We start from the raw sequence: 17170 nt of genomic DNA, 5'->3' as shown, positions 1-17170 counted from the left end.
AAGCGGCCTTGCAACGAAATGGTCTTGGCTCTTGCGGCCCGGCGGTCTATTGCGTCACATACACCCAACCCGTCTTCTCCTCGCCTGTCTTGAGCTTGATGTAATAATAATAGGTCGCGTCGGGCAACTGGCGGTCGTTTTTGTCCTGCCCGTGCCATTGGTTGGTGTAGTCGTTCTGCTCATAGACGATGTTGCCATAGCGGCTGAAAATCTTGAATTTCAACACGTCGAAACCACTCAGGTCAAACCGTTCGTTTTTGCCGTCGCCGTTCGGGGAAATGCCCGTGGCAATTGAGCAGGCGGTCGTGGCGATGTCGATGGCGTGTGTTGCAGTACAACCCTCGTCGGTAGTGACGGTAAGCACATAATTCCCTTTTTCGGTAATCACCGCGGGGTTGGTTGTGCTTGTAAAATTGTTCGGGCCGTTCCACACAAACGAATCCGATGCGTCAAAGGCTCCCGAAACCGGCACCGCCCTAATCGAATATTGGTTCCCGTTGCACCCTTTTATAAAAGTAAATTCAGGCAACTCCAGCACTTCGACCGTTACACTGGCCGTCGGTGACTGGCAATTACCGATACTGGCTTTGACCGAATAGGTGCCGCTGGCTGCCGTAGTGGCATTGGCGACAACCGGATTTTGCTCGGTAGAGGAAAAATTATTGGGGCCTGTCCACACATAAGTCGCGCCCGGAATCTCCGCCACCGACAACTGGATTGTTTCGGAACTGCACGCCAACGCCGGAATGGCGGCAATGACCGGCATACTTGGCAGCGGATTGAAATGGATCGTGACCTCGGCACTGTCGCTTACGCCACACAAACCATCCACGGTATAACGGAAACGATAGGTTCCGTACGGGATCCCGACCGGCAACCAACTGTGCCCAATCTGCATGCCGCTCGAAGTAATTTCTTCCCAATAACCGCCCGTGGTATAATTTCCGGTCAGTAACGAGAACAGGTCGACGGTTCCCGAACTGCCGCAAATATCGGTCGTCGCATCATTGCCCGCAAACGGGTTGCTGCCCGAAACCGGAATGACATACGAAATGATCTGGTCGGTACACAAACCCGGTTGGGCGGAATAAATCCGCACATAATAAGTCCCCGAATTGGCACTTGTATTAAAAGGCGAAAAATTGAGTTGGCTCGTCGTGCTCAGGATATTGCCGGGATTGTTGCCATTCCACCACTGGTAATTGAGGAAGTCGAATCCCTGCACCGACAATTGCCCATTCTGCCCGTCGCACAACACGCTTTGTGAAATGTGCGGCGGCGGAATCGAATTGTAATCGAACAACCGGTTCACGATGTTCTGGCAAAGGTCACGCACCTGGAAATTGTAGATGCCCGGGGTCAATCCGGTAAAAATGTTCGAGTTGCCGTTGTCCACGAAAAACGGCGCGCCATCCTTGCTCGTGATGTAATAATGCAACGGGGCCAAGCCTTGGGCCACAACTACCACCTGCCCCGGATTGGACACGCAAGGCAGGATTGCCGCATCGATGATGCGCGGCCTTCCCGTGAAGTCAAATTCTTTGATGGGCGTGATGCAAAAAATCATGCTGGCATCGCCGTTGGCAAAATAGCGGTGTGCGCGAATGACCCTGAATTTCCCCACCGAAGCGATGTTCAGGTTGTTGGTGTAATTGGTCAACGGCAGCGCATTGTTGCTGTCGGGTTCGGCGCCGTCTACATAAGACAAGCCCGTAATCGGGTGTTCCCAATGGCCCGAAACGGTATTGTAACGTTGCAGCCAATAGGTGTGCAGCGCAGTTTCATTTGGCGTATAGTTCAGGTCCACATTAAAAGAGCCACAGTTTTCCTGCACCGAGATGTCATCGAGCGTTACCTGGTAACCCGGGATTTCAATGGTTATGGTGCGCTGCCCTTCGCAATTGTCCTGGAGATAAAAAGTATAGATGCCCTGCGGCAAGGAATTCATGTACAATTTCCCTTCGTCATCGATGTTGAAACTGATGTCATACGGCAGCGTTTGCGTAAATCCTGCCGGGGCGGCCATGATTCGGGCCACCGTCAACTCGGCATTTTGGATGGCCAATCGGATCGATCCAAAACCAATCTCGCATCCGCGGATGTAACTGGTCAACACCGGCTGTTGGCCCGACGGCGGAATCGTAATCGTATACTCATACGTATCGAGACACAGGCTCACCACGGTAAAGACGTACGTACCTGCAGGCAAACCCGGCATCACGAAATGACCTTCATTGATATTGAATGAAACATTGTGCGGCAACGGATGATCGTAGGCTGCAGGCGCCGAGGTAATGATCACTTGTGCCACCGGCGAACCATTCTGCCCCGGCATGCTCACCTGCCCAAAACCACAGCTTTGCGGAAGCACCGAATAATTGGGCTCGACATTTTCCTCGATCTCGATCGAACTCACCGACGTCCTGCCGCACCCATCGGTAAGCTGGACCATGTAAACGCCAACGGGAAGACTGTTGTTGTTTGATGACGTATACCTAATCGGCAGATCGGCGTAAGGTCCCGGGTGCGCGGTATTGAACAGCGACGGGTTGAATCCGGCCGGAGTCGAAATAAAACTAACCGAGAACGGCGGTACGTAATTGCATGCCTCGATCTTGATGTTGCGGTCGCAAAGCGACACATCGGTTTGCAGGATCAGGTCGAGGTGTTCATTGATGACGCTGCCGTTGAGCACTTCCACATGGCCACAGGCATCGGTTACCTGAACATCTACCGTATAAGACAGATTGTGGTAAAACGGGATATCGACCAGGAACTCGTCGGGAACCGAAGGGTAATTTTGGCTCAGGACAATATTGGGACCCGATGGCGGATGTATCGTATACTGTATGTTGATCGGAAAAGTGATCGAGCCACCCGGTATCGGGGCGATTGTGGTTTCGAGCGCAATGAGGTCGCAACTGACCAGTTTGCAATCGGGGGTGTTGACCCCGGCGATGTCGAACCCCACATTCGGATTGGATAAGGTATACGCCTGTACCAATGCATCCCCGCAGGCATCGGTCACGCGGATGACATACATTCCCATTGGCAAATCGGCAAAAACATTCGAAGGTTGTGGCGGAACGGTCACGGGGCCCGAAAGGATTTCGTACTGCACCGGATTTCCTTCGGATACATTGACGGTAATCACGCCGTCATTGCAGTTGATGTTCCCCGAAAGTTGGTAGGCCAATTCTTCGATCGTGGTCGTAATCGTCGCGTCCTGCTGCTCAAAATTGGAATCGTTGCCCAAGGTTTGCGTAGCGACGATGCGGTAATTGCCCGCCGACAATCCGTTGACGGTCAAGGCCGAGGTCGACACCACGGGCGTGGTCGTATTGGGAAGCAGGTACACCGCAAAAAGCATATTGGCACCAGGTGTGGTATTGCCTACCGAAAAAGTCAGGGTTCCGTTTCCGGTACAGCTTTCATCGGTAGCGGTCACCTGTAGGGTAAAATCGGTCAATTGGGCAAAAACCGATTGGAACGATAAAAAAAGAACCAACAAAAACCATTTTGGGGAATGCAATCTAATCATATTGTGTTATTTGGTGACGTAAACCCAGCCAGTTCTTTCTTCCCCGGACCGCAGTTTAATGTAATAGTAATAAGTCGCATCCGGAAGTTCGCGTCCTTTAAAATCCTGCCCGTGCCATTGGTTGGTGTAACCGTCCTGTTCGAAAACCATGCGCCCGTAGCGGTTGAAAATCTTGAACTTAAGGATATCGAATCCGGTCAAATCGAACACATCATTGTCGCCGTCATTGTTCGGTGAAATCCCGGTCGGGATCGTGCACCGCGTCGTATTGACCTGAATGGATTGTGACGTTGAACAGCCATCGGTACCTGTAACCGTGAGTTCATAAGTGCCATTCTGCATTCCGGTAATCACGGTCGGATTATCGGTGCTGACGAAATTCTGCGGACCGCTCCAACTGTAAGTCACCACATCGGGATCGAAGTCGTTGCCGACCGGATCAGCCTTGAGCGTATACGCCCCATTTTGGCAAAACTGTGCAATGATAAATTCAGGCGAAGGCGTGACGAGTACATTTGTAGTCGCGCTGGCGGTGCATTCATTGACGGTAATCGTAAGGGTGTATGCGCCGCTGTGCAAGGCCGTGCTGTTTTCGATGACAGGGTTTTGCACATCCGATGTAAAATTGGCCGGTCCTACCCAATGATAGGTTGCCTCCGGAATCGTACTGGCCGTAAACGCAATCGGACCGCCGCTGCACTGCTGCTGATCGACGGTAATGGTCGGTACGGGAGCAAATCCCCTGAAATCGATAGTCAGGGTCGCCTCGTCGAAATCGGTACAGAATCCATCCACGTGGTAACGGAATACATAGGTGCCGTGCGGCAGATTCATCGGAAGCCACATGTGCCCGTTGAGCATGCCGCTGCCCGAGATTTCCTGCCAATAACCGGTTTGGTCAAAAGTGCCGCCGAGTAAGGTAAACAAATCGATCGCTCTGTTGCTGCCGCACAAGGTAATGGTCGCGTCTTGTCCTGCATTGGGGGTGTAAACCGGTGGAATCGTATAAGAAATCGTCGTATCGATGCAAGACAAAGAAGAAGTCGAATAGATCCGTACAAAATAAGTGCCCGGCGTGGTCGTGGCCGAAAACGGGCTGAAATACAATTTGCTCGTCGTACTCAAAATGGTACCCGGGTCGTTGGCATTCCACCATTGGTAACTCAGATAGGAAATGGCCTGTACCGAAAGGTAGCCGTTTTGTCCTTCGCAAAGGTTGAAAGCGGAGATTGCCGGTTCGGAAAGCGAAACGATGTCAAACAGTCGGTTGGCGATATTGCCGCACTGGTCTTCGACCTGGAAATTGTAGATTCCCGGTTCGAGTCCAGAAAACACATTCGAATTGCCATTGTCGACAAAAAAAGGCTGTCCGTCCTTTTCGGTAATGCGGTACTCGAGCGGAAAAGTATCGCCGGCAATGATGAATACCTGCGACACGCCATTGCTGCAAGGAATGCTGTACGCCGATTGGATGCGCAGTTGTCCTGTAAATTCGAATTCCTTGATGACTTCGCTGCAAATCGTCCACAGGTTGCTGCCCGTGGTGTAGACCATATTGGTGCGGATGATCCTGAACTGGCCCAAAACGGCGATGTTGTAATTGACCGCATCGTTCAACAACAGAATCGAATTGATTGCACTAGCCGTTCCCTCGTAATCGACTCCCGTTATCGGGTGTTCCCATACATTGTCTGTGGCATTGTAGCGTTGCAACCAAAATGCCTGTCCATAAGGATTGTTCGGGCTGTAACGCAAATCCAGGTCGAAAGAGCCGCAATTCCCGCGTACGGTAACATCGTTGGCTACAATATGGAAACCGGTAAACGACTGTGTAAAGGTTTGTTCAACGCCACAAGCGTCCCTGGTGTAGAAGGTATAAGTGCCTTCGGGCAAATTGCTCAATGCAAAGGCCCCGTTGCTGTTGATCCCAGAAGTAACATCATGCGGCAATGGGGACGGATAACCTGCCGGTGCCGCCAAAACCATGACTTGGACAAAAGCCCCGTTCAAGGTCGACATCGCAATGGCGCCATATCCGACGCCACAACCCGGCAGCGATGCAAATACCGGCAGCCCTTGGTAAACCATCACCGGAACATTGACATTGACGGGGTATACATTGCCGCAGAAATCGGTCACCGAAAGCACATAATCTCCTGCGATCAATCCCGTGATGTCGCATTGCTTGGGATCGGCGGTGATGAAGGAAGAAGCGTCGAAAGGCAAGTTTCCATTAAAACCGGCCGGCGCGCTGGTAATGACGACCGACGACAAAAACAAACCATCGACCAATTTTATTTTGATCGAACCCGAATTGTTGCGGCATCCGTATTCGTTAAGCCCTTCGGCCTCGATATGCGGTTCCAGTATCTGGATCAGGAAACGGTAATCGGTCTGACAGGTGGTCAGCCCTTCTATGGCGTATTCCCCAGGAGGCAAATCAATCGACAAATTCCCGAACGAATCAATATACGATGCCAAGTTGAACGGCAACGGAAATGGAAATTCAGGGGGTGCCGATGCAATCCAACCCGTCATCAATGGTGTCCCGCCTGTATCAGGCGATGTGACCCTGCCGTGTTTCGGGCAAACCGGATCAACCCTGTAACTGGTCGGACAAATCACGATGCCACAATGGCCCGGAACCGCATTGCCGCACGAATCGGTGACAATCACCTCATAATCGCCCTCCGGCATCTCGTGTTCGGGGGTAGACATGTAAACAATCGGCAGCGTGGTGAACGGACCGGGATGGTTCGGGTTGTGGTTGGCGGGATTGAATCCGGCCGGCGTATCGCCAAAGGTTACGGTATACGGCGGCACGCCTTGGCACACATCGATCGTGATCCCGTTGGGCGGCCCGATGATCGGATCGACCGAGGTCGTCATTCCGCCCAGCATGTCGTTGCCGCTCATCGTAAAAGTATGTCCGCAACTGTCTGCAACCGTGATGTCGCAAGTGTATTCCCCTTCAAAATAAGGGATTTCGCCCGTAACGGTAATTTCGTGGTTGTCGCCCGAAGCGATCATTTGTGTCGCAGTGACCGGCGTACCGCCACCAGGCGGATAGACCGTGTAGGTAATAAAAAGCGGGTAAACGATTTCCATTTCGGGCAGGTTCACATCGCTGTTGATGATAAAACTCGCCAATGTGGTATCGCAGTCGAGCATTTCGCACTGCATCTCAAAACCCGACAAGGTAAGATAGGTAGCGCCAATCAAGGTGTAGGTCTGGACATAAGCATCCCCACAGGTATCGGTCACCCTGATGTTGTAGGTTCCGGCCGAAAGTCCGGTCATCACATTGGAAGTTTGCGGCGGCACAATCACAGGCCCCGAAATGGTTTCATAGGTCGCCACATTGCCCTGCGCCGTCACGGTAATCGTACCATTGGCGCAACTCTCTGGGGTTCCCGTCACCTGAAAGGTCAGCGGGGTGATCTGGTTTAAGATCGTTACATTCTGCTGCTGCGAATTGGTCAGGTTTCCGAGCGTTTGCGTGGCCACGACCAGGTAATCGCCCGACGTCAATCCGGTGAAAGAGGTATCCGATAAGACCGCGATCGGCGTTACGGTATCGGGCAAAAGATAGACCGAATACAGCATCGTTGCACCCGGCGTGGTCCCGGTGGTCTCAAAATTCAGCGCCCCGTTACCGGTACAGGTTTCCTGCGTGACGGCCACGTTCAAGGTGAAATCCGTCAATTGTGCACTAGACCATTGGCCACAGAAAAACAGGATCAAGGCGAGCAGCAAGTTGTTTTTATAAAGTATTTTTTTTGTCATGGGGTATTTCTTTGACGTTCACAATGTAAGAATTTTTCTTGTATAATCTATCGGGTGACATAAACCCAACCCGTTTTTTCTTCGCCTGTCTTTTGGCTGATGTAATAAAAATAGGTCGCATCGGGCAATTCACGGCCGTTCAGGTCTTGTCCATGCCACTGATTGGTATAGTTGTCTTGTTCGAAAACCATGCGCCCGTAACGGTTGAAAACTTTAAATTGGAGCACTTCCATACCGGTTAAATCCAGGACGTCATTTTTATGGTCGCCATTGGGGGAAATTCCGGGCGGGACACTGCAAAAAGTACTGCTGATGTTGACCGATGCTGTAGCGGAACATCCTTCGGCCGTAATGACCGTCACTTGGTAATTTCCGGACGTAGCCCGGGTGATATCGATTGGGTTTTCGGAGGCCGTAAACTGGTTCGGTCCTGTCCAATCGTAGGTCACCGTCGACGGATCGAATGAATTTTCCCGCGGTACGGCGCGCAACTTAAACCGGTTGTTTTCGCAACCGCTTTCAAGTGTCAATTGCGGTAAGGTTCCGACGGTAATTTCGACCGATGAGGATTCCGATTGGCAACCGTTATGGGCCGATTTAACCGTATAAATACCGTTATGGATGGCCGACAAATGTTCAATGACCGGATTTTGTTCATGGGATTCAAAACCGTTGGGACCTGCCCATTGGTAAGTACCAAACGAAATATCGCTGGCCAAAAGCTGCAACGTACCTGCATCGCAAACCGGTGCTTCAAATGATGCCAACGGTGCGTCGGGTTGTGGCTTGATGGTAATATTAACTGTACTCTGGTCAAAGACACCACAGGCACCATTAACGGTATATTGAAATTGGTAACTGCCCACCGCCACCGCCGAACTATCCCACAGATGGCCTTCGAGTGCACCGCTGGCAGTGGTTTCAATCCAGGTTCCCGTGGTGTCGAATCCGCCCGATAATAATTCGAAAAGATCAATGGTTCCTTGGTTGCCGCAATACGATTGGTTTTGTCCCTGCCCCGCGTTGGGAATGGTCGGATTAACATTAATCGCATAATCCTGTGTAAAATCGATACACGAATTGGGATTGCCTTCGTAATAAATCCGGACTTGGTAATTTCCGTTGGAAATGGCCGGGTTGAAATTGGGGAAATTGAGGTGATTTTGCGTGCTTAAAATAACCGACGGATTGTTGCTGTTCCACCATTGGTAACTCAGAAACGGAAACACAGGAACCGTGAGCGAGGCATTTTGTTCCGGGCAGAATCCTGCCGCCGTGACATCCAGGACAGAAGGATTCGAAATATCGAACAAGCTGTTGAGGATGTTGCCACAACCGTCCTCAATCTGGAAATTGTAAATGGCAGGCTGTAATCCGAGGAAAACACTTGACGCACCATTGTTTACAAAAAAGGGCTGCCCGTTTTTGGAAGTGATGCGGTACGTAAGCGGTGCATACCCCTGGGCGATGACCACCGCATCATAGGTACCATTTTCGCAAACGAAAGAATAGACATCTGTGATTTTGGGTCCTACACTGTATTCGAAGGTATAGATCACAAACGGACATTTGAGCGGGGTCTGGCTTCCGGTGACATAAGGCTGGAGCACTTTGACCACCCTGAATGTTCCACTGTATTCTACATTCAGGTTGGAATAATTGTAAAATCCGATGCCGTTGTTGTAATCGAAAACATTCGGCACACCTGGATTGCCGGTAGCCGGATGTCCCCATTGGTTGGTCTGCGGAAACCACTTCTGTAAATAATATTGAAAATCGGATTGACCGTAATTGGTGATGTGCTCCAGGTGAAAAGTAAAAGAAGAACAATTTTCCGTGATGGTTGCCGTCGTTGCCCCGACCATGTAACCGATAACCGGAATGGTGGTAAATACCTCAACACCGCAACCGTCTATGGTTTTAAAAACATAATTGCCAGCCGGAACCGAACCGAAATAAAAGTAATGGCCTGTCATCTGACTGGTGTAATCATGCGGCAAAGCCACTGTGGTGAATGCCGCAGGCGCCGAAACCAACACAATATTGGTAATGGTGTCTTGCCCATAAATTAGCAGCGAACCATAACCGATTTGGCAGCCTGGCCTGTTCCAATAGGTAATATCGCCAGGTGCAGGTGGCGTATGTGAAATGGTAAAAGTTGTACTGTCGGTATGGCCACACGAATCGGTAGCCGTAACCGTATAACTGCCGTTTGGCAAAGGCACATTGGGATTGTAAAACGTGACCGCATTCGGATAATTGGGGTTAAACATAAGCGGATTGAATCCAGCCGGTGCATTGGTAAAGGTATAGGTAACTGCGCCAACCATATCATCGGTACTCAGCACGAGTCGCAATCCGCTGCAACCTACCTGTTGCAACCCCCAGTTGACTTGTGGATTGAGCGGCGATCCGACAATGGGAATGTTGTTGCGCACATAGGTTTCGCCGCAAGCATTGGTAATTGAAATATTATAAGTGTAAGGCTGCGTATAAATCGCGGGGATAGTCGGCCAATTTAAAGACGGAAAGGTCAATGGCGGCCCGGTTGGTGGAAATACTGTAATTGTTCCTGTCATCGGGTAAGCCAACGTATTTCCCGATGGGGCGTAATAAGTTGGATGGAGTATAAAATTATTGCATCCGCTATGCTCTACATATCCATTGCCGATTGTTATTTGAGAACCATAGGAGTTAAGGGTAAAGTTTTGGGCCACACCTTCCCCACAATCATCAAATACACGCAACATATAGCTTCCGCCAGGGAGATTATCAAACACATTCGAAGTTTGCAGCGGACGCGTTACCGGTCCCGAAAAAATCTCATACGAAACAGGATTACCTTCTGTCACATGGATGAATATACGGCCATCATTACCGCAAACTTCAGCTTGTCCCGTCGCATAATAGTCCAATGGATCGATCGTATTGGTAACCACCGCATCCTGTTGTTGCGTATTGCTCAAATTGCCCAACGACTGGGTGGCAATGGTGCGGTAATTTCCGGCGACCAGCCCTGTAAAACTACTCAGTGGCGTTACAGCAATAGGCGTGGTCACATCGGGCAAATGGTATACCCGGTAAAGTATGGTCGCACCCGGCGTGGTGTTGCTTACTTCAAAATTCAGGGTTCCATTGGCTGTACAACTTTCCGTTACAGGCGTGACCTGCAATGTAAAAGGATCCAATTGCGCCCAGCCCGAACCACCCCAAAAAAGAAACCCAATAACCATAACCTTCAGCAGTAGTGTTCTTATCATATCTACCCATTCAAATTTAACTTGTTCTCTCGTGATAAAACAGTGCAAACTATTATAACCCTACTCCCACTTATTATTTGACGCGCATAAAAAAAGGCGGAATCACTTCCGCCTTCTAAACTTATTTCTTCCTTGCCTTACGATTGCTGCGCGAGCGAGGTAATGCGTTTGATGTCCTGTTCTTTGGACTTCGGATAAATGAGCAGCACATCCTGGTTGTCGACGATGATGAAATCGTCCAATCCGTCGATCACGATCAGTTTCTGCGCATCGGTGCGGATGATGTTGTTGCTCGCGTTTTCCAGAATCACTTTGGCATTGACCACGGCATTGTTCTGTTCGTCCTTGTCGAGTTTTTCGTGCAGCGACCCCCAGGTTCCGAGGTCGTTCCAGTCGAAAGTCGCGGGCAAGACGTACACGTTCGTTGCCTTTTCCATCACGGCGTAATCGATCGAGATGTTCTCGGCCGAAGCGTAATTTTGGTTGATGAAATCGACTTCACCTGGCGTATTGTAACGGTCCATTCCTTGCTGGAACAAGGCGTTCATCTGCGGTTGGAATTTCTCGAAAGCCTCGGTGATTGTTTGGGCGCTCCAGATGAAAATTCCGCCGTTCCAAAGAAAATTGCCGCTGGCCAGGAAACTTTTGGCCGTCTCATAATCGGGTTTTTCACGAAACTGGTTCACCTTCTTGATGCGGTTGGCATCGGTCTTGTCGAATTCGATGTAACCAAAACCGGTGTTCGGGAACGTCGGTTGGATGCCCAAAGTCATGAGCGCGTTTTCATTCGAACAGTAATCGAAACACGCCTGCAGGTTTTCGGCAAATGCCTTTTCGTCTTCGATCCAGTGGTCGCTTGGCGCGACGACCATCACGGCATCCGGGTTTTCCTTCTGGATTTTTAAAGACGCGTACAAAATACACGGCGCCGTGTTGCGCATGGCCGGTTCGAGCAAAACCTGTTCAGGTTTGACCATCGGCAACTGGTCGAGCACGATCTGGTTGTATTTTTCGTTGGTCAGGATCAGGATGTTCTCGGCCGGGATCAATTGCGACAAACGGCTGAAGGTTTTCTGGATCAACGTTTGTCCCGATCCGAGCATGTCGTGAAACTGTTTCGGGAAATCGGCGGTACTCACTGGCCAGAACCTCGAGCCTACGCCGCCTGCCATTAGAATGGCGTAATAATTCTTATTCATGTCTTGTTATTTCTGATTCGGTAAAACTTCCACTTCGGCATTGGGGTTGAACAGGTACATGCGCCCGGAACTGATCTCGACACACTCGTAACGCTTGGTCCTGAGCGCGCCCTTCCTGAAAATCTTGCCGTTGTGGATCCTGAACACACTGCCGTAAGGGAGTTCAAAGATATAATTTTTATCGTTGTGTTGGTCGAACTGTTTGAGCGCAAGCGACAAAGTCGCATCGGTGTCGCTGCTGGCCGCCGGATTCTTGAAATGCCGCGCGAGCAAAGGCAACAGTTGCGACGGAAAAATCTCAGGGCGTATGAAGGGCACCATCAACCGTTGGAAGGTATATTTCCACTCTTGCCCATGCGGTTTGATGTGCCTGCCGAATTTTTCAAATGCCACCAGATGCGAGATTTCATGAACGAGCGTAATCAGGAAACGGTATTTGTTCAAACTCGCATTGACCGTGATCTCATGCTTGCCGCTGGGTCCTTTGCGGTAATCGCCGTGGCGCGTGACGCGTTCGTTGACGATCTTGAGGTGCACCTCGTTGGCGACAATCAAATCGAAAACGGGTTTTACGGCGTGTTCGGGTAAATATTTGAGCAGCGTTTCGTTCAAATTTATGGTGTGGTTGAGGAAACCTGCAGCACTTTGCCGTTGTAATATTTGTTTCCGTTTAACGTAAAATCGAAAATATAATGGGCCATTTCAGCAGGTTGGATGGGTGCCTGGTAACCCGGAAACGCCTCGGCGAGCATTTCGGTCTGTACCGAACCCAGCGCCAAAACATTGAACGCAATGCCTTGTTCTCGGTATTCTTCTGCCAGCAATTCTGAAAGCGTGATGACCGCGCCCTTGCTCGAACTGTACGCTGCCAATCCGGCAAATTTCATACTGCCCTGAATGCCGCCCATCGAACTGATCGTCACCACATGGCTGCCCTTGCCCAGATACGGCAGACAAATTCTGGTAAGACTGGCCACGGCAAAAACGTTGACTTTATAAACATTCTCAAAATCTTCCACCGAGGTATTTTCGAACGGTTTGAGCAACAGACTTCCGGCGTTGTGCACGATGGCGTCGATGCGTTTCCATGAAGCCGAAAGGAAATTTTCGACCTGTGCCAAATCTTCGGACTTTGACAAATCGACCGAAAGGCAACTGATGTTGGGATGCTGCAGTAAATCGGGCGTGGTTTTACGCGAAAGGGCCAGGACCTGATGCCCGGCATCGCCCAATTGCAGGGCCAGTGCATGGCCTATTCCACGGCTGGTTCCTGTAACAATGATGTTTTTCATGCTGATGTATTGAGCCGTAAAAATACATATAAAACAAAAAGCACCCCGGTCTTGGGATGCTTTTTCACCAAAAATTACAAAAAAACTATTACCTTAACTATAACATCCAATAAAGCATGAATCCAAGGAATAGATAGACGAAAAAGAAAATGATCTCTATCCGATACATTGTTATAAAAGTTCGCATCATACCCATTCAAGCTAAATTTTCTGTCCAAATAATTTAGTGGTAAAAAAAATTAATTTTGGCGGACGGTACCTAAAAATTATATAACTGCAACATTTGACTTATTAAGTGCTGCGTTTGGGTTTTGAAATACCGGATTTGAAGCGGGTATCTGATTCATTTTTAAACCTTCATATTGATTTTTAAGTTTACTTTTACCAATATTAACCACCACCTGTGAAGAAAATCATCGGACTGTTTTTGTTTCTTTTCGTCGTTTCGGCTTGGGCCCAGACGCCGCACGCGATCAATTACAGCATCGAGGAAGGTTTGCCGTCGTCGAACGTGTATTACGTTTTCCAGGACAGCAAGAGCTACATCTGGTTTGCCACCGATGTGGGCGTGGTCAAATACAACGGCCGTGATTTCATCCATTACAATACCGATGACGGTCTGGCCGACAACGAAGTCTTCCAGATCCACGAAGACCAAAAGGGCCGGCTCTGGTTCCTGACGCTCAACGGCAAGCTCGGTTTTTATGCCAACGGAAAATTCCACAACGAAAAAAACACGCCTTACCTCAAGTCGAAAATGCTCAGCGGGATGCTACAGACGTTTCTTTGCGACTCCAAAGGCACCATCCACATTACCGACCGTATGAGCAATGTGTACCGGCTCGATGCGCAGAACCGCGTATCCGAAACGACGCAATTTGCCTATGCGCCGGGCGGGCTGGTTCCCAATTACCGTGTCATCATGTGCCACCTCGAATCCAAATCGGGCGACATTCGCATGTTCATGAATACCGGGATCAACAACTCCAAAGGCCAATTGCTGCTTTCCTCGGGCAAGGTGGTCCCCGATTTGGTCCGGTCGCGGGTGAGCCAAAACGGCGCAACGGTTTATTTCAATTTCGAGAACCACATTTACCGCATCGACGAGCACCGCATTACCTGGCTTTTTTCGTTGCCCAAGACCAGCGCCGTGATCATTTCGGTCGATGTGGATCCGGTGGGCAATCTGTGGATCGGCACACGAAAGGGCGTTTATTTTTGCCAGATCAAGGACAAGCGTTGGCAATTGCGTCATCTGTTCCCCTCGCTTTCAATCAGCAAAGTGATGCGCGACCGGAACTGCAATTACTGGCTCAGCTCGCTCGAGGCCGGTGCGCTGATGATTCCGGACATGGGCGTCTACAGCAAGGATGCGTTGGCCAATACCAAAATTTCGGTGCTCGATACCGACCTCCAAAAAGACTTGTGGGCCGGCGGTTATGAAGGCAATTATTACCATTTGACGCGCGACAGTGTCCGCGCATACAACATTGGTGCAGGCGACAAGAACATCATCAAGGATTTGCTGTTTACCCCCGAAGGATTTTACGTGACCGGCAACCAATACAGCCTGATACACGTAAAGAATTTCAAGCAAGCCGTCCAGATGGCGGGCAACAGCGTATATGACGACGGGTTGGGCAACGTCTGGTTTGGTACCGTCATTGTACTCAAATGCCCGAAAAAGGTTTTGCATTCCGACCAATGGCAGTCGTTGATTTCCAAGAATTACACCGAATTCCTCAAACTCAACAAACGCACGAATGTGATCGCCGCGGGTGAAAAAAACGATTTATGGCTCGGGACCAATTTTGGGCTCTACAAATACAATCCAACCGATTCGATCATCAATTACACGCAAAACGGCGAAGGGCTCAATGCCAACATCGAAGACCTGTATTTCGACAAACAGCACCGCACGTTGTTGATCGCGAGCAATTCGCAGGGCGTGCTGATCCTAAAAGACGGACACATCATCAGCCATTTTACACGCCGCAACAACCTGAGCAACAACAACGCGCGCGCCATCGCCAAGGCCGGGGCCAACAGTTATTGGATCGGGACCAATACCGGAATCGACAAGCTGTATTTGGCCGATGGAAAATACCACATCCGCAATTTCAATCCTGTGCTGGCCATCGACGACCAAAAAATCAACGACATTGAGGTCATCAACGATACGGTCTATGTCGCGACCGACAACGGGATTCTGTATTTCAACCAGTACAAGGATTTCGAAAACAAGGCCCGTCCCGACATCCACCTGACCGAATTCAGGGTCAACGGCCAACCGAGGCCGTGGGACAAAAAAATCAGCCTGCCGTACAACCAGAACGAATTGACGATTGCCTTCGACGGCATCAGTTTCCTCAACACCCAGCAGTTGCAATACCATTACAAACTCGAGGGCGCCGATGAAATCTGGTTCACGACCACCAATTCGCAGATCAATTACAAGGCGCTCGCTCCCGGCCATTACACGTTTAAGGTCTATGTGACCGATGCGCGCAACAACAAAAGCAAAACGAGCATCATCCGGTTTTCGATCGACACGCCCTGGTGGAAAACCTTGCCTTTTGTGGCGCTTTTCCTGTTGGTCAGTATCGCCATTTTATTGTTCATCTGGCGCATGAGATTGCAAAAGCTCGAACACAAATTCAATTTCGAACGCAAGGCCATCCAGGCCGAACGCGACAAGGCCACGCTCGAGAAGCAGATGATCGAACTCGAACAGAAGGCGCTGCGTTTGCAGATGAATCCGCATTTTATCTTCAATGCCTTGAATACGATCAAAGGCTATTATGCCGAAGGGAACGATGTCAAGGCCAGCGATTACATCTCGAAATTCTCGAAGTTATTGCGCATGCTGCTCGAGAACACCGAACAATTGATCCCGCTCTCGAAGGAAGTCGAAATGTTGCAACTGTACATCGCGCTGACGCAAATCCGCTACAAGGGCAAATTCGATTATGCCATTTCGGTCGATCCCAACCTCAACCCTGACGATACCGCAATTCCGGCCTTGCTGTTGCAACCGATGGTCGAAAATGCCATCATCCACGGATTGGCCCCGAAGAAGGAAAAAGGTTTATTGCAAATCCGGTTTGAGAAAAAAGACCGACAGTTGATTTGTACGGTCACCGACAATGGCATCGGACGATCGGCTTCACAGAAAACCCACAAGGAATACATTTCGAAGGCCACCGAGATCACTTCGGAACGGATCGAATTGCTCGCGACCCGGGAAACCGCCTCGGCCCTATCCATCTTTGACCTCTCCGACAAGGACGGCAACCCGGCGGGCACCGAAGTCTTTATAGCCATTCCACTAACAACAATCTGGTAAATGAAAACACTGATTATCGAAGACGAAGAACAGGCCATTTCGGCCCTGATGGCGGAAATCCAATACCATTGCCCCGAGCTTGAAATCGTGGGCATCGCGCAATCGGTCAAGGACGGCGCCGAGAAAATCCGGATGCTCGAACCCGAACTGGTGTTCCTCGACATCCAGCTTTCGGACGGTCTGGGTTTCGATCTGCTCAACCTGGTCAAGGACAAGCATTTCCATCTGATTTTTACGACGGCTTACAGCCAATATGCGATCAAGGCGATCAAGTTCAGCGCAATCGATTACCTGCTCAAACCGATCGACGGCAACGAATTGCGTGAGGCCGTAAAACGCGCGATCCAAAGCAGCCAGCAGGATTACAAGAAAAAACTCGAGACGTTTTTGCAAAACCAGCTCAATTTCGGGCGCAAGAAAATTGCATTGCCGACCTCGGACGGAATTTCGATTTTCGAACTCGAATCGATCATCCGTTGCTCATCGGAAGGCAACTATACCTGCGTGTATTTTGTGGGCGGCAAGAAAATGCTGTTTGCCAAGACGCTCAAGGAATTTGAGGAAATGCTCGGGCAGTCGGGCTTTGAGCGCGTCCACCATTCGCACATCATCAACCTCGACCATCTGACGAGCTACACGAACAAAGACGGTGGTTATGTGATTTTATCGGACAAAAGCACCGTGCCGGTTTCACAGCGCAAGAAGGCGCAATTGCTCGCGATTTTGAACAATTTCAACGGCTAGCC

The 17170-nt window shown here is 50.1% G+C and carries 8 protein-coding genes; 2 read left to right on the top strand and 6 right to left on the bottom strand.

Going from position 1 to position 17170, the window contains the following annotated elements; genetic code table 11:
* Positions 1 to 46: 46 nt before the first annotated feature.
* The 6 genes from QM717_RS11365 to QM717_RS11340 form a co-directional block, all read right to left on the bottom strand.
* Positions 47 to 3508, bottom strand: a complete 3462-nt coding sequence (locus QM717_RS11365) for a gliding motility-associated C-terminal domain-containing protein (RefSeq protein WP_415037585.1) — start codon at positions 3506 to 3508, stop codon at positions 47 to 49.
* 39 nt (positions 3509 to 3547) lie between these two features.
* The gene (locus tag QM717_RS11360) at positions 3548 to 7327 is read right to left on the bottom strand and encodes a gliding motility-associated C-terminal domain-containing protein (protein ID WP_415037584.1); all 3780 of its coding nucleotides are present in this window, start codon (positions 7325 to 7327) and stop codon (positions 3548 to 3550) included.
* A 47-nt stretch (positions 7328 to 7374) separates the two neighbouring features.
* Positions 7375 to 10587: a gliding motility-associated C-terminal domain-containing protein gene (locus QM717_RS11355; RefSeq protein ID WP_415037583.1), complete on the bottom strand. Its 3213-nt coding sequence runs from the start codon at positions 10585 to 10587 to the stop codon at positions 7375 to 7377.
* A 137-nt stretch (positions 10588 to 10724) separates the two neighbouring features.
* Positions 10725 to 11786 carry a mannose-1-phosphate guanylyltransferase gene (locus tag QM717_RS11350; RefSeq protein WP_415037582.1) on the bottom strand — a complete coding sequence of 354 codons (1062 nt, stop codon included), beginning with the start codon at positions 11784 to 11786 and terminating at the stop codon, positions 10725 to 10727.
* A 6-nt stretch (positions 11787 to 11792) separates the two neighbouring features.
* Entirely contained in the window at positions 11793 to 12398 is a 606-nt protein-coding gene (locus QM717_RS11345; protein ID WP_415037581.1) for a SprT-like domain-containing protein, read from the bottom strand.
* Positions 12399 to 12400: 2 nt separating this feature from the next.
* On the bottom strand, positions 12401 to 13078 hold the full coding sequence (locus QM717_RS11340) for an SDR family NAD(P)-dependent oxidoreductase (protein WP_415037580.1): 678 nt from the start codon (positions 13076 to 13078) through the stop codon (positions 12401 to 12403).
* A 403-nt stretch (positions 13079 to 13481) separates the two neighbouring features.
* Between QM717_RS11340 and QM717_RS11335 the strand changes: the two genes are divergently transcribed.
* Both QM717_RS11335 and QM717_RS11330 read left to right on the top strand, forming a co-directional pair.
* The gene (locus QM717_RS11335) at positions 13482 to 16424 is read left to right on the top strand and encodes a histidine kinase (RefSeq protein ID WP_415037579.1); all 2943 of its coding nucleotides are present in this window, start codon (positions 13482 to 13484) and stop codon (positions 16422 to 16424) included.
* Entirely contained in the window at positions 16425 to 17168 is a 744-nt protein-coding gene (locus tag QM717_RS11330) for a LytR/AlgR family response regulator transcription factor (RefSeq protein WP_415037578.1), read from the top strand.
* Positions 17169 to 17170 lie beyond the last annotated feature (2 nt).

This window comes from Flavobacterium sp. (genome assembly GCF_047602195.1).
Classification (GTDB): domain Bacteria; phylum Bacteroidota; class Bacteroidia; order Flavobacteriales; family Flavobacteriaceae; genus Flavobacterium.
This window is presented reverse-complemented; position numbering and strand designations above follow the sequence as displayed.